This is a genomic window from Campylobacter ureolyticus (assembly GCF_027277485.1).
Taxonomy (GTDB): domain Bacteria; phylum Campylobacterota; class Campylobacteria; order Campylobacterales; family Campylobacteraceae; genus Campylobacter_B; species Campylobacter_B ureolyticus_B.
This window is the reverse complement of the sequence record NZ_JAPXGQ010000006.1, coordinates 1-20,479: the sequence shown is the minus strand read 5'-3', so window position 1 is coordinate 20,479 and position 20,479 is coordinate 1. Positions and strand designations below refer to the sequence as shown.

Genomic DNA, 20,479 nt, shown 5'->3' with positions numbered 1-20,479 from the left:
TTTATTCGCCAACTACTTCTATTTCGAACTTAGCTATTATACCATGCTTAAATTTAGCTTCTACATCAAACACTCCAATATGTTTTATGGTATCAAAATCTAAAATTTTCTTATCTATTTCAATATTTTTTTGTTCTTTTAAAGCATTTGAAACTTCATCTTTTGTAACTGAACCAAACAAAGCTCCACCCTCTCCAACAGGTTTTTTTATGCTAACTCTAATTTTAGCTAACTCTTTTTTTAAATCTTTAAAATTAGAAATTTGATCTTCTAATTCTTGCGCTTCTCTTTTTTTAGCAGCTTCATATTGTCTTAAAACTTCGTTTGTTGCTATCTTGGCATAACCTCTTGCAACTAAAAAATTATGCCCATATCCATCTTTTACTTCTTTTATCTCACCAGCTTTTCCTAAGCTTTTTACATCTTTTATAAGTAATACTTTCATCTCTATCCTTTATTATATTTTTCTTCCATTTTTACCTGCAATTATAAATCTTAATGCATTTAATTTTATAAAGCCCTCGGCATCCTTTTGGTTATAGACATTATCGGCTTCAAATGTGCTAAAACTAGCGTTAAACAAACTATCTTTTTTACTACTTCTTCCAAGCACAGTAACATTTCCTTTATATAACTCAAGTCTAACCTTGCCATTTACATGCTTTTGACTCTCATCAATCAAAGCTTGAAGCATAACTCTTTCTGGGCTAAACCAAAAACCATTATAAATCAACTCTGCATATTTTGGCATAATATCATCTTTTAAGTGAGCCGCACCTCTATCAAGTGTTAAACTCTCAATCGCTCTGTGAGCTTTAAGCATAATTGTTCCACCTGGAGTTTCATAACAACCCCTACTTTTCATACCAACATAGCGATTTTCAACCAAATCAAGTCGTCCAATTCCATGTTTTGCACCAAGTTTATTTAATTCATTTAGCATATTTGCAGGAGTTAGACTCTTGCCATTTAATGCAACAGGATTACCATTTTTATACTCTATTTCTATTATTTCACTCTCATTTGGAGCATCTTTTGGATCTGTTGTCCATCGCCACATATCAGGCTCTGGGGAATTGTTTGGATCTTCTAATATAAGCCCCTCGTAAGAGATGTGAAGCAAATTTGCATCCATAGAATAAGGTGATTTTCCCTTTTTTTGTTCTATTTTTATGCCATTTTTATGCGCAAAATCAAGCAGTTTTTCACGACTATTTAAATCCCACTCTCTCCAAGGTGCAATTACTTTAATATCAGGATTAAGTGCGTATGCTCCAAGCTCAAATCTAACCTGATCATTTCCTTTGCCTGTAGCTCCATGACTTATAGCATCTGCTCCTGTTTTTGCCGCAATTTCAACAAGATGTTTTGCTATCAAAGGTCTAGCAATTGATGTTCCAAGTAGATATTCGCCCTCATAAACAGCATTTGCTCTAAACATAGGGAAAACAAACTCTTTTACAAATTCCTCTTTTAAATCAAGCGTAAAAATGTTTTCTTCCTTAATGCCAAGTTTTAGTGCTTTTTCTTTGATTGGCTTTAAATCCTCATTTTGACCGATGTCTGCGGTAAAAGTCACCACTTCACACTTATACTCATCTTCGAGCCATTTTAAAATAACACTTGTATCAAGACCACCCGAATAGGCTAAAACTACCTTTTTAACATCTTTTTTCATAAATTGAACCTTTTTATAAAATTTTAAGAATAATTTTACCTAAATTTCATTAAAAAAAGGTAAAATACGACTTATGAGAATAGATAAATTTTTAAATGCAGTAAATTTAACAAAACGAAGAGCGGTTAGTGAAGATATGTGTAAAAGTGGTGTCGTAAGCATAAATGAAGCAGTATGCAAACCAGCAAAAGAGCTGAAAATTGGCGATATTATCACATTGAAATTCCTAAATGGTGAGAAAAAATATGAGGTTTTAGGCTTTCCAACTACAAAAAATACACCAAAAAGCGATCAAACAAAATATGTTAAAGAAGTGTGAAAATTTTATTTTAGGAATTGATGAACTTGTAAATTTGGTTCAAAAACTTCCTAAAAATGGCATTATAATTTTAAAAGGTAATTTAGCAAGTGGCAAAACAACTCTGGTTAAAGAAATAGCTAAATTTAATGGATTTGATGGAGTTGTAAATTCCCCAACTTTTAGCATTATGCAAAATTATAAATGTCAAAATTTAGAAATTTTTCACTATGATATTTACCAAAACGGAGTTAAAAGCTTAACTCAAAATGGACTTTTTGAAAATTTTTTTGAAGATGGGCTTCATCTAGTTGAATGGGGAGATGAAAATTTGGAAAAATATTTTCAAAAATTTGAACTTAATTATTGCACTATTGAAATAAAAAATTTAAGAAATAAAAGAGAATATAAGGTAAATTATGCATAAGCTTGAAGCTATAAATCTTAAAAAAACTATAAAGAAAACAAATATAATAAAAAACGTTTCACTAAGTGTAGAAAGTGGTGAAATTGTTGGACTTTTAGGACCAAATGGTGCTGGAAAAACAACAAGTTTTTATATGATATGTGGGCTTATAAAACCAACTAGTGGAGATATAAAGCTTGATGATAAAATAATTACAAAAGTTCCACTCCATAAAAGGGCTTTACAAGGAATTGGATATTTGCCACAAGAAAGTAGTGTCTTTAAAGAATTAAGCGTTGAAGAAAACCTACTTTTAGCAGCAGAAGTTAGTATAAAAGATAAAATCAAAGCCAATCAAAAAGTAGATGAAATGCTTGAGCTTTTAAATATAACTGCTATAAAAGACAGGCTTGGAGTAAGTTTGAGCGGTGGAGAAAGAAGGCGTTGTGAGATAGCAAGAAGTTTAGTTATAACTCCTAAATTTTTACTATTAGATGAGCCTTTTGCTGGAGTTGATCCTATAGCTGTGGCAGACATCCAAAACATAGTTAAAAATCTAAAAAAACTAGATATTGGTATTTTAATAACTGATCATAATGTCCGAGAAACACTGGCAATTTGCGATAGAGCATATGTAATGAAAGATGGTGAAATTCTAGCTGGTGGAAGTAGTGATGAAGTGGCAAATGATGAAAATGTGCGAAAATACTATCTTGGAGAAGAGTTTAAGTTTTTTTAAACTCTTAGCTGTCATCTTCGAGTAAATTTTTATCTCTTCTTATTTTTCTTATTTTTCTTTTAACATCATAAGTTACAGGTACATTTGCAATGCCAGGATTTGCATATCTTATATCACTTATTATATAAGCTGCACATGGGTTGTGCCTTTTAATAAGCGGTATAATGTTTTTAATCTCTTTTCTTTTTATAATAGTTACCATCATACTGACAAAACCATCATTTCCTATAGCTGAAGTTTCAGTAACCTAGTATCCTTGATCTCTTAAAACTTTTATAAGTCTATGGGCATCAGTTTTCGTAACAAGTGTTACCATAACATGACCAAGGGCTATTTTATTTTCTATAATTATGCCTGAAAAAGTTCCAAGAGAAAAACCAAGTGCATAGGCAACATAATTTTGCCATTGATCAAGGTGCTGCATAATAGATGTAATTGCCAAAAGCCAGATTAAAGTTTCAAAAAAGCCTAAAACTGGAGCTAGAAATTTTTGCCCTTTTGAAACAAAAATAATTCTAACTGTGCTCATCGTAACATCAATAATCCTAGCTAAACAAATTAAAACTGGCATACCAAAAGTTACAAACCACTCACTTGCAAAAATAGTCATTTATCCTCTTTAAAAATTTATTATCATATTTTAACAATATTTAATTAATAATATATTTTAATATTGATTTTTAACTCTTATAAAGATAATTTAAGATAAAATAAGAAATTATTAATTCCTTTGGAGTAAAATTTGATAGTTCTTGGTGATAAATATAAATTTAATGAAATTGAACTTAATAAATTGAAAAAAAAGTTTAAAAATATAGAGTTTTTAGAATATGATGGAAGTAGAAAAAGTTCAGTGCTAATTAGAAAAAAAATAAAAGAGCTTTTAAAAAAAGATTATTATAAATATCTTGTTTTAAATACTGATTTTACACTTGATTCAAAAATAATAAGGTTTTTAACACTTTTGCAATTTAAATATCATAAAAGATCTTTAAAAATTGTCTCCATTCAAAAATTTCTTGAAAAAAATCTTTGTAAAATCTACATACCAGATGATTCTAAGAATCTTAACTTTTTAAGCGAAATAAGACCATATAATAAATTTGAATTTCTAATAAAAAGAGTTATTGATATAATTGGGGCTTTAATATTATGGGTTATAAATTTAGCTATAAAACCATATATTAGAAAAAAAATAAAAGAGCAAAGTCCAGGAAAGATTTATTTTATTCAAAAAAGAGTTGGGGTAAATATGCATGAGTTTGGCTGCATAAAATACCGCTCGATGAGAATTGACGCAGAAAAAGATGGAGTAAAATTTGCAAGCAGAGATGATGATAGGGTTTTTGCTTTTGGGAAATTTATGCGAAAAACAAGAATTGATGAGTTGCCACAATGCATAAATGTCCTAAAAGGAGATATGCACTTAATAGGCCCAAGACCTGAGAGAAAATACTGGGTGGATAAATTTGAAAAAGAGATGCCATACTACAATGAACGACATTTAGTTCGCCCAGGGATTACTGGCTGGGCACAAGTATGCTATCCATACGGTGATGGCGTATATGATGCAAAACAAAAATTAATGTATGATTTATACTACATAAAACATTGGTCACTCTGGCTTGAAATAAAAGTAGTTTTTAAAACTATTGGGATAGTTTTAGGAAGAAAAGGTATATAGACTTTATCTTCTTAAAATTTTATAAACTATTCTTAGGATAAATTTAGGCATTGTTCTAACACTAAATTTAAGTAGCGAATTTCTTAAGAATTCATATAAATTTAAAAAGCCCATATTATAAAAAAGATATTGAACTTTTAGTTCATTTATTGCGTATTTTAGTCCTTGTCTTCTTGTTAGTTGATCTTTTCCGGCCCTCATATTTACCAAGACTTCTTGGATATTATAAAATTTAAAACCTTTTAAAATCATCCTAACCCAAAGGTAATAATCCTCAATTAAAAGCATTTTTTGATAGTTTCCAGCCTGCAAAACAGCTGATTTTTTAAACATAGCTGCTGGATGGTTTATTGGGCTTCTAAGTTTTGCAAATTTGACAATATCATTGTGACTTTTAGGCAACTTTCTATAAGCATAAATATTACTCTCATCACCCTCAAATTCACTTATCCACGAACTACAAATATCAATATTTTCATTTTTTATAAAAATTTCAAGCTGTTTTTCAAACCTCTTTGGCAAGCTTATATCATCACTATCCATTCTAGCAACTAGCTCAAAACTACACTCTTTTAAACCCCTTGCCAAAGCATCTCCAAGACCTAAATTTTCTTTTAGTTTGATTACTTTTAAATTTTGTCCTAGCCTTTCTTTCCATAAATTTATGGCGCTATAAAGCTCATCTGTAATCTTTCCATCTTCGACTAAAACTATCTCGCTTGGCTTAATACTTTGTTCATTCCAAATGCTTTGCATTGCACGATTAAAATTTGATGATTTTTCTTTAAAGTAAATTGATATTAAGACTGAGAATTTCATTTTATTTTTCCATTCTCTATTAATTTTATCCATTGTAAAATAATTTTATCTTTTGTAAATCTTTCTGCAGATTTTAATGCATTATTAGAAAATTTTTCGATGATATCCGGATTATCAATTAAAAATTTCATCTTGTTAGAAAACTCATTAATATCATTATTTTTAACCAAATATCCATCATATTCATTATTTACAATTTCAGATGGTCCAAAAGGGCAATTAAATGCGACAATTGGCAATCCAAAAGTTTGAGCTTCTATTAAAACCATTGGAAGCCCTTCGTAGTAGGATGTCATTACAAAAAAAGAAGATTCTTTATATATATCTTCAATATCTTCTATATTTCCTTTCAAAAATATTTTTTTTAGTTTTAATTTTTTTATTAAGTTATTTAATGTTTTGTTTTCTTCACCTTTTCCATATATTTCTATATTAAAATTTTTACTGTTTTTTTCTATTATAGCCCAAGCTTTTATAAGTCTTTCGAAGCCTTTTATTTTATTTAAGGATCCAACAGCAATTATCTTATTACTTGTTTTTATTTTATTTTTTTTAATTTTAAAAGGAGAACTGTTTCTTATAACAACAACATTATCATGAAATTTGTCGTACTCTATTTTATCACTATTTGTGAGTACTATTATAGTTTTTATATATTTATATAGTATTTTTTTTAGTAAAATTAAGATTTTATTTTTAGTTAATAAAAAAGAAGTATGTTCCAATGTATTAAAATTATTATGTCTAAAACCTAAAGCTAATAATCCAGTAGTTAATTTAGTCATAGAATGCACTAAAATAAAATCAAAATAATTACTTTCCATATATTGTTTAAATCTAAACAATAAAAACAATCCTTTAGCATCAACATATATAATCTTAACTCTGCTGTCAACAAAATAAGGCGTTTTATGAGCAATTTGACATAAGATGGTAACATCATAGAATTGACACAAAGAATTAGCAAGTTCTATTGCAACTCTTTCAATTCCACCTTTATTTTTTAAACTATGAATAACGAATAATATTTTTTTCATCTAACAACCTTTTTTCATTTTCTTCCATAAATATGCAAGCAGTTAAAACAAAAATAAATGGGGAGTACGCACTAAACAGTGAAAAACCAACAATAAAATTTGGTAAAAATATAAATAAACAGAAGTAATTGGTATTTTTGATAAAATAGATTGCAACTATAAGCAAAAATAATGTTCCAAAAAGACCAAATTCCAGCAAAAAAGTTATAAAAATATTATGTGCAAATATTCCAGAAATATTCTTAAAATTACCAATTCCAATTCCAAATAATTTATTAATAGTATCGAATTCATTAAAATAAACATCAAGACCTTTAGCTATAATATAAAATTTACTATTAAAGCTACCATCAACTTCTACATAGCTATTACCATTTAAATAAAACATTAGCATTATTAGTAAAATAATAAAAAAGGTAAAAAAACAAAAAATAGCTCTAAATCTAAATTTTTTTATATTAAAAAAAATAAAATAAGAAATTATGGCAGCTAAAAATGCAGCTCTTGAAAATGTTAAAAACAGAAACATCCACAATAACAAAAATTTTAAATTTGACAATTTGTATATTTTTCTCTTATTGAGATATATATAAAAATACAGAAAATTTAAAATAACTAAACCAGTAAAATTACTATCATAATACATAAGACTATTTTTATAGTCGTAAAAATTATTTTTTATATTGGCTATAAATATAAAGCGCGTAAAAAACTCAACAAATAAAAAAATAAGTAATATTTTATATATATTACTATAAACCTTAACTCTACTAATTATAGAAATATTATTAAAAATAAATATAGTCAATAATCCCATAAGCATAGAGTGAAAAAACAAAAAAATAGATAAATAATTTTTTATTTTAAAATTTGAATAATATAAAGTAAATAACTGCAATATTAAAAATGATAATAAAAATAAAAAAAGAAACAATATCTGTTTTTTTATTTTTAAAATATTACATATTTTCATTACAAAAATAAAATAAAATAAAAAACTAAAAACATATACAGGATTTATATAAAAACAATTTATACTAAAAAAAGATAAAAAAATAACAAGCAACAGCAAAATATTACCAGTACTATACTTTTTTAACGAATAATTAGGCATCAGTTTTATTTCTCATTTTTATATATAATTTTACTATCTGCTCATAAAAAGCCCCTAGACCAATAAAAGGAAAACTATATATTATTTTTTTTATCAAATTTAATTTTTTATTTTTCCATATGTATTTTATTTTATTTGCCTCCGGACAGATAAATAAAATCGCATCTTTGTACTTGCTTAGCGTAGTTTGTATTACAATATAGCACATCCTTTGATAATGAAATTCTATATATTTATTTAGATTATTATCATTTAAAAAATTTATAATAAATTTATTCATATCTTTTAAATCGTTTATATTTTTATTAAGCAATTTCGTATTGCTGCATATAGAATTTGTATTATTTTTATTATAATAATACAAATATTTATTTAAATATGATATTTTATCTGCATTATAAAACAATTGTAGACTAATAGTTGTATCTTCCCCCATAGAGAAATTAGGAAAAGTTATATTATAAAAAAGTTGTTTTTTGTATAATCTTATAGGCAAAGATGAATCTATATAATTACAAAGCAGATTTACAAAATATTGATCTATATTATTTATATTTTTGATTTTATAGGATCTATTTGTTTTTGATATTTTTTTATTCATATAAACTATATAATAATCGTAAATCACTATATCAGAGCTTGTATTAAGAGCCTCTTTTACCAAAGAACTAACCATATCTAACTCAACCCAATCATCACTATCAACAAATAAAATATATTCACCATTAGCTATATCAAGTCCAATTTTTCTGGATAGACTCGAGCCTTGATTTTTTATGTTATTTGTTATTTTTATATTTTTTTTTCTATTTGGATATTTTTCTATAATTTCTTTTAAAACGCTTATTGAACTATCCGGTGTGCAGTCATTTACAAAAATATACTCTATATTGTCATAGTCTTGCTCAAAAAGCGTTGTAGCACACTTTTCTATGAAATTTTCTACATTATAAACTGGGACAATGATTGAAACTAGTGGATTATTTTGCATTATTAACCTTTAAATTTGATATCAAAAACTTTTTAGAAAACTCTTTTTGTTCTTTGATGATTTCATTAACTTTTTTATAATTTATACTTTTTTGACTAAAATTATCACCATCTATAATTCTATCAAATAAATCAAACATTTCAAATAAAGAATAAAATCTATCAGCCCCTCTTTCTTTATTTACAAAAGTATAAAAGGGTTTATTCAATAAAATCGAAAAAATACATCCAATGGTATCTGTTTCATAAATGCTTTTTAACCATTCTTCAATAGATATAATGTTATTGGATGAATTTCCATCGTTTATCTCATAAATTTCTAAATTTTTATAAGTTTTACATAGAATACTATGAATATATTTTATAAGATATTTTTTAGTATCATAAATTGAAACCGTTATTAAAATTAAAGAGCAACTACACATATAATATTTCATATTTGCCTTCTAAATTTTTTACTTTTGAACCGATAAACACAATATTTTATTAGTAGTATTAAAAATATTTTTCATAACTAAATTTGTAAATTACAACTTTTTATATCCTATTATTCTTAACCAAACAGACATAAATTTGTAATAAAATTTTCTTATTATCTTATAGGGTGCACTCAGCGAAAATAGTTTATGAAATAATGATATTTTAAATTTAATCCTATCTTCCTCTATATTGCTATCTAATAAATTTTCTGGATGTTTTAAAATATTTGCATAATATATCTTAATACTACTTTTTTTCAAAATCTCATTCCAATGATCTGCTATACCATAATTTTTATTTTGATATTTTAGTATGTGCTTAGCTGATGTTCTTGTTACGATATAACAACAAGTTCTATAAATAAATTTATATGAAAATTTTGAAACTTCATAAAAATTATCATTTATTTTTTTACCGTATAGATACTGTTTTACACCTTCTTGTCCACCACAAATAAAAATAGAATTTTCATCTAAGCTATAGGCTATATTTTGTATTTTTAACAAATCAATATCATTTCCTATAATATCATCTTCTAGTATAATTGCAAATTTTTCATTCGATTTTATAAAATTTTCGAGTGCTTTGATATGACTAAGCGTACAACCAAGTTCGCTTGGTGATATAACAAAGCCTCTAACTTTCTTAAGTAACTTATATGACATCATTGCCTTATCATAATATTCTTTTGCACTAAGTATCCTACCATCTACAGCATCAATTAGTGTAAATTTTTCATATGATTTTGGAAAAATTTGCTTTAATGTATCGCGTCTAACTTTGTCTTTACATAAAGAAATTAAATATATTGGAATCTGTATATTTTGTTTAGGATCAAAATTCATAAATTCTCCTTTATTGGAAATTTATATTTTTTACCAATATAAAAGACGTTGATAAAAACAATATTCATATAAAAAACCTTTGTCTTAATTTTGAAATTATTATATTAATTTCATTTTTGTAAAAAAACAGAAACAGCAAACAAATAACAATAAAAGATGTTATGTTTGCATAATTATTGCATTTTATCATAATGAAGCTTTGAATTAGCAAAATAAACAGATAAAGCACGATATTTAGCACTTTTATATTCAGTTTAAAAGTTTTGTTTATCACAAGTACCATTATAAAGCATACCAATGAGTAACATATAATATATGAAAAAGCCACTGCAAAAACTTTAAACTTATAGATAAACAGATATAGTAAAATTATGTTTAAAATAGCGCCGCAAGCTGTTGCGATAAAAAGATATTTGTTTTTATTTATGGTGTTTATGATACTCATCAAAAACTCACTAAAACCAAAAACTATAGCCCCTAAAAGCGTAAGTGGGATATAAACCAAAGCTTCATTAAAAGCACTGTTTATAAAAAATGGAAAAATTATCTTAATTATCGGTAACAAAACAGCTACCGATAAAAGCATAAATTTAAGATACTCATTGCAAGCTCTTGAGTAAAAAATAGAGTTATTCTGTTTTTTAAGATCTTTTGAAAAGCTCACTTCTTGCCAACCTAGTTTAAAACACATAGCAACAAGAGAAATAATCATCGCAAATTTTAAAGCAATAGTATAGTATCCATTATCGGCATAACTTAACTTATTAGCTATAACGGATCTACCATAAACAGCCGCAAACCAGAATGAAAGCGAGTTTAAACAAAGTGGAAGCGAGTAATACAAAAGTCTTTTAAAAAATGTAAAGTCAAACAGAGCAAATTTAATCTTTTTTATAACTTTTACACTGCACTCCATAATAAAAATAGCTACTAAATTTCCAAACAATGCACTTAAAAACAAAGCTTCATATCCAAAATTAAATTTATAAAGTAGTATAAATGAAACTACGGCATACAAAATACTATTTACAACACCACTTATAACAAAAATCTGATTTTTAGAGTAAGCTCTACATATATAACCATAAACGATTTGTAAATTTATAAATAATCCAAGCAAAATGAGTATAGATTTAAATTTAATATCATAAATTTGCATAAAAAGATAAAAAAATAAAAAATAAACTAAAGTAGATATAAAAAAGATAAAAAAACCTGAAAAAAGAACTTTTTCTTTATAGTTCTCAATTTCTTTTAAATTTGGATCAAGCAAAAATTTCATAATGCCAATATAAATATCCAAAAAGAAAAATGAGATAAAAAACTGCATATAGGCTAGATTTAAGTCATACTCTCCAAACTCAGCTGGACTTAAATACTTTGTATAAATTGGAAGCATAAAAAATCCTATAAGCCTACTTAATATGCTTCCTAGAAAATATATGCCGCTTGATTTTATAAATCTTTTTAAATCGCTCAAAATTTATACTTTAGTATTAGTTTCTATTTTTTACAACGTCCCACACAAGCACACCAAAAACACTAATAAAAAATCCAACAAAACAAGATATAAGTAAAATTAAAGCTTTTTTAGGCTTTACTGGATTTTCATAAGTTACTATGTTTGATAAAATATGTGTTTTTTGGATACTTTCTGGCTCTATTTTCTTCTCTAACTCCAATATATCAGATTGATTTTTAAAATAATTAGAATCCAACTCCATTATATTTTTTTCAATCGCTGATATCTCTAAATTTGATGCATTTTTTAAATCTATAGTTTTATTAAAATGCGTTTGAGAGCTTAAGTCATCTTTTTTAGACAAACTGTTAAGCTGGTCATCAAATTTTTTTACTATTTGCTTTAAATCATCAATTCGAATTTCAAAATTATTTTTATTAGATTCTAAATTTAAATTTTGATTTTTTAGAATTTCTATCTGTTGTTTTATATTTTTAACATAATTATCTATATTTTTTTGATCGTTTATTTCTAAAGATTTTAAAACTTCTTTCATTTTAGAAATACCTATTTCATTGCTATTTGCCAAAATTACTATTTTAAAATTATTTGATTTTTCAATGTCTTTTATGCTATCAAATTTAAAATCAAGATTAGACTGATTTTTTAGCTCATCTATCCATTTAACATTTAAAGTATTTATTATAGATATCTTGTCATTTATAGATACTTTGTCATTTATAGATACTTTGTCATTTATAGATACTTTATAATATCCATTTTCAAATGTAGCACTTATTTCATACTTTGGCGTTGCAATAACAAAAACATATATTGCACCCAATATCACAAATAAAAATGTTACTAAAAATATGATAATTTTATAACCCCAAAGTGTTTTAAAAAGCTCTACTAAATCAATCTCATCATCTTTAATTAAAATTTCTTCTTTATTCAAAATATTTTCCTAAAATTAAATTTAAATAGTTTATAATATCTACTCTTAAAATATATTTAAAATATATTTAAAAATTACAAATTATCTTTTATCTCAGTTACAAATTTAATAAATTTATCCTCTATCTCGTTTTTTAAACTCTCATCTGTGCTTTCAAATCTTGCTACTAAAACTGGCGTTGTATTGCTAGCCCTAAGTAACGCCCAAGCATTTTTAAAATGCACTCTAACGCCATCTATTTCTATGACTTCTAAAATTTCAGGCAAGCCAAGTTCATTTAAATGCTCTTTAAAAACTTCAATTATTTTAAATTTATTTTCTTCATTTACTTCTATTTTTATTTCATCAGTGCTATAAATTTTAGGAAGTTTATCAAGCTCAGCCTCTAAATTTATACCATCTTTAATAAGTTCTAAAACTCTCATCATCGCATAAATAGCATCATCAAATCCAAAATATCTATTTTTAAAGAAAATATGCCCACTAACTTCAGCTCCAAGGTCAAAATCACCATCTTTTAATATTTTTTTAATATTACTATGACCAGTTTTACTCATGAAAGTTGTGCCAAATTTATTAATCTCTTCATAAATACTTTGTGAAAACTTAACCTCTCCAACAATTTTAGGATCTTTTAAATTGAGAGCAAAAAGATACGCTAATTCATCACCCTTTATATTTTTGTTTTTGGTTAAAACTGCTATTCTGTCACTATCACCGTCAAATCCAAAGCCTATCTCAAAACCATCATTTAATTTTTCTTTTAAATCTTTTAAATTTTCTTCCACGCTTGGATCTGGGTGATGATTTGGAAAATTTCCATCAGGTTTAGGATATAAAATTTCCATATTTAAAATTAGGTTTTCTTTTAATTTTTCCAAAACAATTCCCGCTGTTCCATTGCCTGCGTCACTTACTATTTTTAAATTTAAGTTTTTTAAATGCTCAAAACTTTTTGTTAAATATTCAATATATGGAGTTAAAACATCAAATTTATTGGTTTTAAAATTATCCTCTATTTTAATATCATTATCTATTGCATTTTTAACTTTTGTTTTTAAAATTTGAAGATCTCTTCCAAAATAACTATCCTTAAAAATTGTCACTTTAAATCCATTATAATTTTTAGGATTATGTGATCCTGTTATCATAATATTTGCATCAAAAAAATCTTTAAAAACACTAAAATATCCAACTGGAGTTGGAAGCATTCCTATATCAAAAATTTTAATTTCAGCCTTATTTAGACCACTTACTAGCCAATTAAAAAGACTATTTGCACTAAGTCTTGCATCATATCCTACACTTAGAGTTTTAACCCCCATATTTTTCATCTCAAGCCCAAGTTCATAACCAATGGCCTTAACTGAAATTTCATTTAACTCAGTTTCAAAAATACCTCTTATATCATATTCTCTAAAAATATTTTCTATCATAAATTTCCTTTTTTATTTTTGGAATGAAAATTATATATAAAATTAATTAAAACTTGGTAAAGTTTCAATTTCTACTCTTGTAAAAGTGCATCAATAGGATTTAATTTACTAGCATTTTTTGCAGGCAAATATCCAAAAATAGTTCCTACTAAGCATGATGACATTAAAGCAATAATTGCTGGCATTGTGCTAAATTTCATATAAAAATTTCCACTTAAAGAGTTAAATAAATAACCAAAAGAATAAGCTGTTAATAATCCTATAATGCCTCCAATAATACATAAAATTATAGCCTCTATTAAAAACTGTATTAAAATATCGCTTTCTTTTGCTCCAATTGCCATTCTTATGCCAATTTCTTTTGTTCTTTCACTCACGCTTACTAGCATTATATTCATAACGCCAATTCCCCCAACTATCAATGAAATCAAAGCAATTGATGAAATTAAAAGCCTCATCGTAGCCATTGTGCTTTCAACTGTTTTTTTAATAGTATCTGAATTTCTTGTAAAAAAATCTTTTTTTCCATGCTTTTGAGTTAAGATAGCAACTATAGCCTCTTCTGCAAGCTGGGCATTTATATCATCTTTTACCTTTACTGTGATGCTGTGAATATGCCTATCACCTGTAATTTTGTTAATAACAGTTGAAAAAGGTGCGTAAAGTCTTAAGTTATCACTTCCACCAAATGCGTTTTCATCTTCTTTTGCTATACCAATTATTTTAAGTGGTTTTTGATTAAAAAATATATTCTTTCCAAGTGGATCTTCATATTTAAAAAATGAATTTTTTGTATTTTGATCTATGATAACAACTGAGCTTGAGTTTGCTATATCACTTAATTCAAAGCTTCTTCCAGTTTGAATTTCTATACCATTAACTGCTAGAGAATTTACCCCACCACCTCTTAAATTTGCATTTAAACTTAAATTTTTATAAGTTATCACACCACTTGTTGAAGTATTTGGCGTAGAATAATCTAAATAATTCTGCATTCCTAAAATTCTTGAGTCATCTACGCTTAAGCTTTTTACCTTTCCAGCTCTTAAATCACCAAAATTTTTTCCAGGATAGATATTTATCGTATTTGTTCCAATTGCTCTAATTGATGATAGAATTTTTTCTTGTGAACCCTCTCCAAGAGCTACAACACAAATAACAGATGCAATTCCTATAATAATTCCAAGCATTGTTAAAAAAGATCTTAATTTATGAGAAAAAATTGAACTTATAGCCATTTTTAAAGCTTCTAAAAATTTGTATCCAAAAGATGATTTATTTTTATTTTTGTCTAAATTTTGTATAGTAAATTTTTCATTTTTCTTAGTTTCGTCATTGATAATTTTTCCATCTTTTATCTCAATTATCCTATTTGCGTAATTTGCAACATTTTTATCATGCGTTACTAAAATTATTGTATGTCCATTTTTATGTAAATTTGACAAAATTTCCATAACCATGATGCCACTTTTACTATCCAAAGCTCCAGTTGGCTCATCAGCTAAAATAACCTCTCCGCCATTTATTAAAGCTCTTGCTATACTAACTCTTTGTTGCTGTCCCCCACTTAATTGGTTTGGTCTACTATAGGCTTTTTCTTTTATATCAAGCTTATCAAGCAAGTTTAAGCCTTTTGTTTTTCTATCTTCTAAGCCTTCATAGATACCCGGCAAACAAACATTTTCAAGTGCAGTTAAATTTGAAATTAAATTATATCTTTGAAATACAAAACCAAATTTTTTTCTTCTAAGACTTGCTTTTTCATCACTTGAAAACTTGCTTATGTCTTTATCATCAATATAGTATTTTCCACTACTTTGCGTATCTAAGCAGCCAATTATATTCATTAAAGTTGATTTTCCACTTCCACTTTGTCCAATTATGGCTACAAATTCACCCTTTTTAATCTCTAAATTTATATCATTTAAGACTTGGACTTTATTTTTACCAAGATTAAAATTTTTATTAATATTTTCAAGTTTTAGCAAAACTACATCCTAGTATTTCTTCCACCAGGGTGTGAAATTTTATGATTTTTTCCAGCTTGATGGGCTTCGCTATTTAAAATAATATCATCGTTTTGACTAATGCCACTTTTAATTTCACTATAAAATCCATCACTAATTCCAACTTTTACCTCTTTTTTAATTGGCTTTTCATCTTTTAAAATTTTTACAAAAAACTTATCGCCCTCTTTTATAATTGCATTTTTTTGTAAGTAAATTGCATCTTTTACCTCTTCTATAACTATTTCATTTTCAGTAGTCATGCCTATTTTTAAAAAATTATTGCTATTATCAACTAAAATTTTTGCATAGTAATAAACAGCTTCATTTTTTTGTGAGTTTTGCGTGTTTTTTACACCATCACTTAAAGTTGTCATTGCAGGATCAATGCTTGAAATAATTCCATCAAATTTTTTATTTGGATCAGCTAAAATCGAATATCTTACTTTCATTCCAGTTTTTACTTTAGGCAAATCGCCCTCAGCTATTTGCATATTTATCTCAAGTTTTGAAAGATCGGCTATTTGAACTATTAAAGGGGTTGTTTGATTTGCATTTACAGTTTGCCCCTCTTTTGCAATTGTTGAAATCACAACACCATCAAGCGGGGATAGAATTTGCGTATAGCCTAAATTTGTCATAGCCGTATCAAGAGCAATTTGATTTTGTAAAACTCTAGCTTTTATTTGTGAAATTTGAGCTATTTTTAAAGCAACTAAATCATATGCATCATCCAAAGCTTCTTTTGAAGTTGCATTTTTATTATAAAGAGTTTTTTGTCTTTTATATTTTGAGTTTAGGATTTTTAATGAAATTTCACTTGCGTTTAAATCAGCTAGTAAAATTTCATTTTCTGCTTTTAGCTTTCCAACTTCATTGCTTTGCTTAACAGAATCAATCTTGGCAATAGTCTCACCTTTTTTTACCATATCACCTGTTTTTACAAAAAGTTTTTGGATTTGCCCACTAACTTGAGCTCCAACATCTATTAAATTTTGTGCACTAACCTCGCCAGTTGCAACCACAACATTTGCAAAATCCCCTTTTGTTGGCTTAATAGTAAAATAATCAACCTCTTCTTTTTTATTAAAAAACTTAAAACAGGCTATAACAATAAGCAAAATTACTATAAAAAATATCCACTTTTTTTTCATAACTCTCTTTTCATATTTTATTTTATCATTATTTTAAAAAGATGATACTACTAAAATGTAAATAATATATAAAATCAACTGTTTTTTAGCCCATAATATTTCATTATTTTTTTATGAACGAGTAGCGAAAGATAGATTATACCACCACCAATTATAAGTTTTAAAATATCAGCTTTTGCTCCAAAAAATATTAAATTTACTAAAATTGCAGTTGGGATTAAAGCATTATTCATAATAGCCAAAACACCACTATCAACTTCGCAAGCTCCTTTGTTCCATAAGAAATATCCAACTGCACTAGCTCCTATACCAAGCCATAAAATAACTAAAATTTGAGTTAAGTTAAGAGCTGTTTTTGAACCATCTCCAAAAATTAAAAATGCTACAAAACAAGGTATTATGGCTCCTAAAAAGAAAAATCCAAAATTATGCATTTGGTCTTTAAGTCCCTTTTTTTCAAGTATAAATTTATAAGCACTCTGACCAAAACCAAAGCAAATATTTGCTCCTTGAATAAGTAAAAAACCTTTTAAAAACCCCTCATTTATATTTCCAAATTTAATTATAAAAGCTCCAAATACTGCAAGTCCGACGCTTAAAAGATAAAGTTTTCTAAATTTAAAACTAAATAAATCATAAAAAATAGTAACATAAAAAGGAGTAAAAATAGTAAATAATGCAACTTCAACAACACTTAAATATGAAAAACTTGCATAATAAAACAGATACATCACACCAATTTGAAAAGCTCCTATGAATGCTGTTGTAAAAGCTAATTTAGGATTATTAAATCTCATAAATGGTAAAAAGCAAATTAGTGCAACACCAACTCTTAAAAGTGCTAAAAATGTGCTATCAACACCTTTTAAACAAACACCAATCAAACTAAAACTAAAAGCCCACATAATGGTAACAAAGATGAGTTTATTCATATTTTTCCCAAATTTAAAATTTTCGCATAATTATAAAAAGTTAAATTAAATAAAAACAAAAGACATAAAAATGTCTTAAAAATCATCTATCATAGACCAAAAAGGAGGGTTAAATGATCTCTTATGAAGTTAGCATAAAGCGTGGTGATTTACTTGATGAAAAAGCTGATATTTTAGTAAATCCATCAAATACTCTAATGCTGCTTGGAAGCGGTGTTTCAAGGGCATTTTTTTGTAGATGTGGCGGTGGAGAGCTTGAATGTTTGATGCAAGAAAAACTAAAAAATAGCTCTTTAAAACCAGGTGAAGTTGTAAAAACCATATCAAATAATGAAAATTTCACTCATATTTTTCACGCAGCTGTTTTAAACTATACATTTAAAAATCTGCCAAAATATCCAAATTTAGATGTTATTAAAAGTGTTCTAAAAAATATCGATAATGAAATTTTAAGATATGGCAAATTTGACATTAAGCTTGGAATTCCTCTCATTGGGTGTGGCATTGGCGGACTTAATAAAAAAGATGTGATAAATTTATATAAAAAACATTTTATTAAAAACAATAGTGCAAATATAAAGTGTAGAGTTGTGATATATGGATACACAAAAGAGGATTTTAATCTAATTTAAAAGATACTTTTTATTTTGCACTATTGCAATATGACTTATTTAAAAACTATAGACTGATATAGCCCAAAACCACACATGCAAAAACTCCAGCAGCAATAACTAAGAGCTGTGCTTTTCGCTCTTTTTTATTGGCAAAGAAGGTCATCATCAAACCAGAGAGATAAAAAAGCATCAAAGAAAAGCCAAAGCTTATCGATAAAATCCTAAAATACCAACTAGTTTTGTTTTTGTGAAGCATGATGATGTTGCCCAAAAAACTTCTTTTTGTAGTAGTTACAACAAGCTCATCTTTTGCCTGCTTGACGTTGATACTATAACTTGCAGTTCCCATAGTAAGCCCACCTTGCTTTTTGTCTTTTTTGAGCCCTACATCGCTTGGTATTTTTATATTTTGCTCTTTTAAAAATTGCAAAACCGCCTCTTGTTCCGCTCCTTTTTGCAAAACCAAATTTGTTTTATAGCTGTTTTTTGTAGCCATAAAATCTTGATTGGCACCAAAGATATAAGCAAGCCCACTAACTGCGTAAAGCAAGGCAACTGGTAGAAAAAATAAACTCAAATAGATATGAAACTTACGAAAAAATTTGTATCTGTTCATAATACACTCCTTTTATGATAATGAGAATTATAACATAATAATTAAATTTTTTATTGAAATTTAGATGGATAAAAGAATAAATTTAAAATGAAAATAAGAGTTCTATAAACTAAAATTCTACTTTGTCCATCTTGCAAAAAGACATAAAAATGTCTTAAAAATCATCTATCATAGACCAAAAAGGAGGGTTAAATGATCTCTTATGAAGTTAGCATAAAGCGTGGTGATTTACTTGATGAAAAAGCTGATATTTTAGTAAATCCATCAAATACTCTAATGCTGCTTGGAAGCGGTGTTTCAAGGGCATTTTTTTGTAGATGTGGCGGTGGAGAGCTTGAATGTTTGATGCAAGAAAAACTAAAAAATAGCTCTTTAAAACCAGGTGAAGTTGTAAAAACCATATCAAATAATGAAAATTTCACTCATATTTTTCACGCAGCTGTTTTAAACTATACATTTAAAAATCTGCCAAAATATCCAAATTTAGATGTTATTAAAAGTGTTCTAAAAAATATCGATAATGAAATTTTAAGATATGGCAAATTTGACATTAAGCTTGGAATTCCTCTCATTGGGTGTGGCATTGGCGGACTTAATAAAAAAGATGTGATAAATTTATATAAAAAACATTTTATTAAAAACAATAGTGCAAATATAAAGTGTAGAGTTGTGATATATGGATACACAAAAGAGGATTTTAATCTAATAAATGAAATTTTTAAAAAGGATATATGATGCAAAATTTAGCTAAATTTCGTTCTATTTCAGATATGCATGAGTGGGTAACCACCAACAACATAAAATCTATAAAATAATATAAAATACCATAAATATTTTATATTATTATATTGACAATTACTTTGAAATTTAATATGATTAATGTATGAATAAATTATTATCGATAGGACAAGCGTCAAAAGCTCTTGGAGTTACTATTCAAACACTTAGAAACTGGGATAAAAAAGGCTTATTAAAGCCTGATGAATTAACTCGTGGTGGGGAGCGTAGATATAAACTAGAAAGTCTTAAAAACATAAATAAAAATATCATCTTCAGAAATGATAACTTAAAAACTATAGCTTACGCAAGAGTAAGTTCTCACGACCAAAAAGATGATTTAATTAGACAAATTCAAGTATTAGAATTATATTGTTCTAAACAAGGCTTTAATTATGAAATTATACAAGATTTAGGTAGTGGTATGAATTACT

The 20,479-nt window shown here is 26.7% G+C and carries 24 protein-coding genes; 7 read left to right on the top strand and 17 right to left on the bottom strand.

Translation table 11 applies throughout. The features are described 5' to 3' along the window. Position 1: 1 nt before the first annotated feature. Positions 2 to 445 (bottom strand): 50S ribosomal protein L9, encoded by a 444-nt coding sequence (rplI, locus tag O6B72_RS04270; protein WP_269492326.1) that lies wholly within the window; start codon positions 443 to 445, stop codon positions 2 to 4. Between the two features lie 12 nt (positions 446 to 457). Then, positions 458 to 1,678 (bottom strand): argininosuccinate synthase, encoded by a 1,221-nt coding sequence (locus tag O6B72_RS04265; RefSeq protein WP_269492325.1) that lies wholly within the window; start codon positions 1,676 to 1,678, stop codon positions 458 to 460. 73 nt (positions 1,679 to 1,751) lie between these two features. Here O6B72_RS04265 and O6B72_RS04260 point away from each other — a divergent pair, with 73 nt between their 5' ends. The 3 genes from O6B72_RS04260 to lptB are packed head-to-tail and all read left to right on the top strand — an operon-like array spanning position 1,752 to position 3,121. Then, positions 1,752 to 1,997, top strand: coding sequence for an RNA-binding S4 domain-containing protein (locus tag O6B72_RS04260; RefSeq protein WP_018713024.1), 246 nt, complete (start codon positions 1,752 to 1,754; stop codon positions 1,995 to 1,997). Then, the gene (gene tsaE, locus O6B72_RS04255; protein WP_269492324.1) at positions 1,981 to 2,403 is read left to right on the top strand and encodes a tRNA (adenosine(37)-N6)-threonylcarbamoyltransferase complex ATPase subunit type 1 TsaE; all 423 of its coding nucleotides are present in this window, start codon (positions 1,981 to 1,983) and stop codon (positions 2,401 to 2,403) included. Before O6B72_RS04260 ends, tsaE begins: the two co-directional genes overlap by 17 nt. Continuing rightward, complete coding sequence (gene lptB, locus O6B72_RS04250; RefSeq protein ID WP_269492323.1) at positions 2,396 to 3,121, top strand: LPS export ABC transporter ATP-binding protein; 726 nt, start codon at positions 2,396 to 2,398, stop codon at positions 3,119 to 3,121. The genes tsaE and lptB overlap by 8 nt, the downstream gene beginning before the upstream one ends. A 4-nt stretch (positions 3,122 to 3,125) precedes the next feature. Here lptB and O6B72_RS04245 read toward each other — a convergent pair whose 3' ends face one another. Together O6B72_RS04245 and O6B72_RS04240 are read right to left on the bottom strand one after the other, a co-directional pair. Further along, positions 3,126 to 3,326 (bottom strand): hypothetical protein, encoded by a 201-nt coding sequence (locus O6B72_RS04245; protein WP_269492322.1) that lies wholly within the window; start codon positions 3,324 to 3,326, stop codon positions 3,126 to 3,128. 42 nt (positions 3,327 to 3,368) lie between these two features. Next, positions 3,369 to 3,731, bottom strand: a complete 363-nt coding sequence (locus tag O6B72_RS04240; RefSeq protein WP_269492321.1) for a DUF2179 domain-containing protein — start codon at positions 3,729 to 3,731, stop codon at positions 3,369 to 3,371. 132 nt (positions 3,732 to 3,863) lie between these two features. On the opposite strand from O6B72_RS04240, the gene O6B72_RS04235 reads away from it, so the two are divergent. Then, positions 3,864 to 4,805 carry a sugar transferase gene (locus tag O6B72_RS04235; protein ID WP_269492320.1) on the top strand — a complete coding sequence of 314 codons (942 nt, stop codon included), beginning with the start codon at positions 3,864 to 3,866 and terminating at the stop codon, positions 4,803 to 4,805. A gap of 3 nt (positions 4,806 to 4,808) precedes the next feature. Here the strand turns inward: O6B72_RS04235 and O6B72_RS04230 are convergent, their stop codons facing one another. From O6B72_RS04230 to O6B72_RS04175, 12 genes are all read right to left on the bottom strand, one after another. Then, positions 4,809 to 5,624 carry a glycosyltransferase gene (locus tag O6B72_RS04230; protein ID WP_269492319.1) on the bottom strand — a complete coding sequence of 272 codons (816 nt, stop codon included), beginning with the start codon at positions 5,622 to 5,624 and terminating at the stop codon, positions 4,809 to 4,811. After that, positions 5,621 to 6,661: a glycosyltransferase gene (locus O6B72_RS04225; RefSeq protein ID WP_269492318.1), complete on the bottom strand. Its 1,041-nt coding sequence runs from the start codon at positions 6,659 to 6,661 to the stop codon at positions 5,621 to 5,623. Before O6B72_RS04225 ends, O6B72_RS04230 begins: the two co-directional genes overlap by 4 nt. Then, entirely contained in the window at positions 6,633 to 7,049 is a 417-nt protein-coding gene (locus O6B72_RS04220; RefSeq protein ID WP_269492317.1) for a hypothetical protein, read from the bottom strand. Before O6B72_RS04220 ends, O6B72_RS04225 begins: the two co-directional genes overlap by 29 nt. Before the next feature lie 718 nt (positions 7,050 to 7,767). Then, a complete protein-coding gene (locus O6B72_RS04215) occupies positions 7,768 to 8,766 on the bottom strand; it encodes a glycosyltransferase family 2 protein (protein ID WP_269492315.1) in 999 nt (332 codons plus the stop codon). Then, the gene (locus O6B72_RS04210) at positions 8,756 to 9,202 is read right to left on the bottom strand and encodes a hypothetical protein (protein ID WP_269492314.1); all 447 of its coding nucleotides are present in this window, start codon (positions 9,200 to 9,202) and stop codon (positions 8,756 to 8,758) included. Before O6B72_RS04210 ends, O6B72_RS04215 begins: the two co-directional genes overlap by 11 nt. A gap of 90 nt (positions 9,203 to 9,292) precedes the next feature. Beyond that, positions 9,293 to 10,090, bottom strand: coding sequence for a glycosyltransferase family 25 protein (locus O6B72_RS04205; protein WP_269492313.1), 798 nt, complete (start codon positions 10,088 to 10,090; stop codon positions 9,293 to 9,295). A 64-nt stretch (positions 10,091 to 10,154) separates the two neighbouring features. After that, positions 10,155 to 11,570, bottom strand: a complete 1,416-nt coding sequence (locus O6B72_RS04200) for an oligosaccharide flippase family protein (RefSeq protein ID WP_269492312.1) — start codon at positions 11,568 to 11,570, stop codon at positions 10,155 to 10,157. A gap of 16 nt (positions 11,571 to 11,586) precedes the next feature. Continuing rightward, on the bottom strand, positions 11,587 to 12,510 hold the full coding sequence (locus tag O6B72_RS04195; RefSeq protein WP_269492311.1) for a Wzz/FepE/Etk N-terminal domain-containing protein: 924 nt from the start codon (positions 12,508 to 12,510) through the stop codon (positions 11,587 to 11,589). A gap of 74 nt (positions 12,511 to 12,584) precedes the next feature. Further along, complete coding sequence (locus tag O6B72_RS04190; protein ID WP_269492310.1) at positions 12,585 to 13,946, bottom strand: phosphomannomutase/phosphoglucomutase; 1,362 nt, start codon at positions 13,944 to 13,946, stop codon at positions 12,585 to 12,587. A 71-nt stretch (positions 13,947 to 14,017) separates the two neighbouring features. Continuing rightward, positions 14,018 to 15,934, bottom strand: coding sequence for a MacB family efflux pump subunit (locus O6B72_RS04185; protein ID WP_269492309.1), 1,917 nt, complete (start codon positions 15,932 to 15,934; stop codon positions 14,018 to 14,020). Positions 15,935 to 15,936: 2 nt separating this feature from the next. Beyond that, positions 15,937 to 17,106 carry an efflux RND transporter periplasmic adaptor subunit gene (locus tag O6B72_RS04180; protein ID WP_269492308.1) on the bottom strand — a complete coding sequence of 390 codons (1,170 nt, stop codon included), beginning with the start codon at positions 17,104 to 17,106 and terminating at the stop codon, positions 15,937 to 15,939. Positions 17,107 to 17,180: 74 nt separating this feature from the next. Next, positions 17,181 to 18,038, bottom strand: a complete 858-nt coding sequence (locus O6B72_RS04175; protein WP_269492307.1) for an EamA family transporter — start codon at positions 18,036 to 18,038, stop codon at positions 17,181 to 17,183. Positions 18,039 to 18,151: 113 nt separating this feature from the next. Between O6B72_RS04175 and O6B72_RS04170 the strand changes: the two genes are divergently transcribed. Beyond that, positions 18,152 to 18,670, top strand: coding sequence for a macro domain-containing protein (locus O6B72_RS04170; RefSeq protein ID WP_269492306.1), 519 nt, complete (start codon positions 18,152 to 18,154; stop codon positions 18,668 to 18,670). Between the two features lie 46 nt (positions 18,671 to 18,716). Here the strand turns inward: O6B72_RS04170 and O6B72_RS04165 are convergent, their stop codons facing one another. Continuing rightward, positions 18,717 to 19,268, bottom strand: a complete 552-nt coding sequence (locus O6B72_RS04165) for a PepSY domain-containing protein (protein WP_269492305.1) — start codon at positions 19,266 to 19,268, stop codon at positions 18,717 to 18,719. Positions 19,269 to 19,460: 192 nt separating this feature from the next. Between O6B72_RS04165 and O6B72_RS04160 the strand changes: the two genes are divergently transcribed. Both O6B72_RS04160 and O6B72_RS04155 read left to right on the top strand, forming a co-directional pair. Further along, positions 19,461 to 20,003: a macro domain-containing protein gene (locus O6B72_RS04160; RefSeq protein WP_269492304.1), complete on the top strand. Its 543-nt coding sequence runs from the start codon at positions 19,461 to 19,463 to the stop codon at positions 20,001 to 20,003. Between the two features lie 148 nt (positions 20,004 to 20,151). After that, positions 20,152 to 20,479: MerR family DNA-binding transcriptional regulator (locus tag O6B72_RS04155; RefSeq protein ID WP_269492303.1), on the top strand; the 328-nt coding region annotated here is incomplete at its 3' end.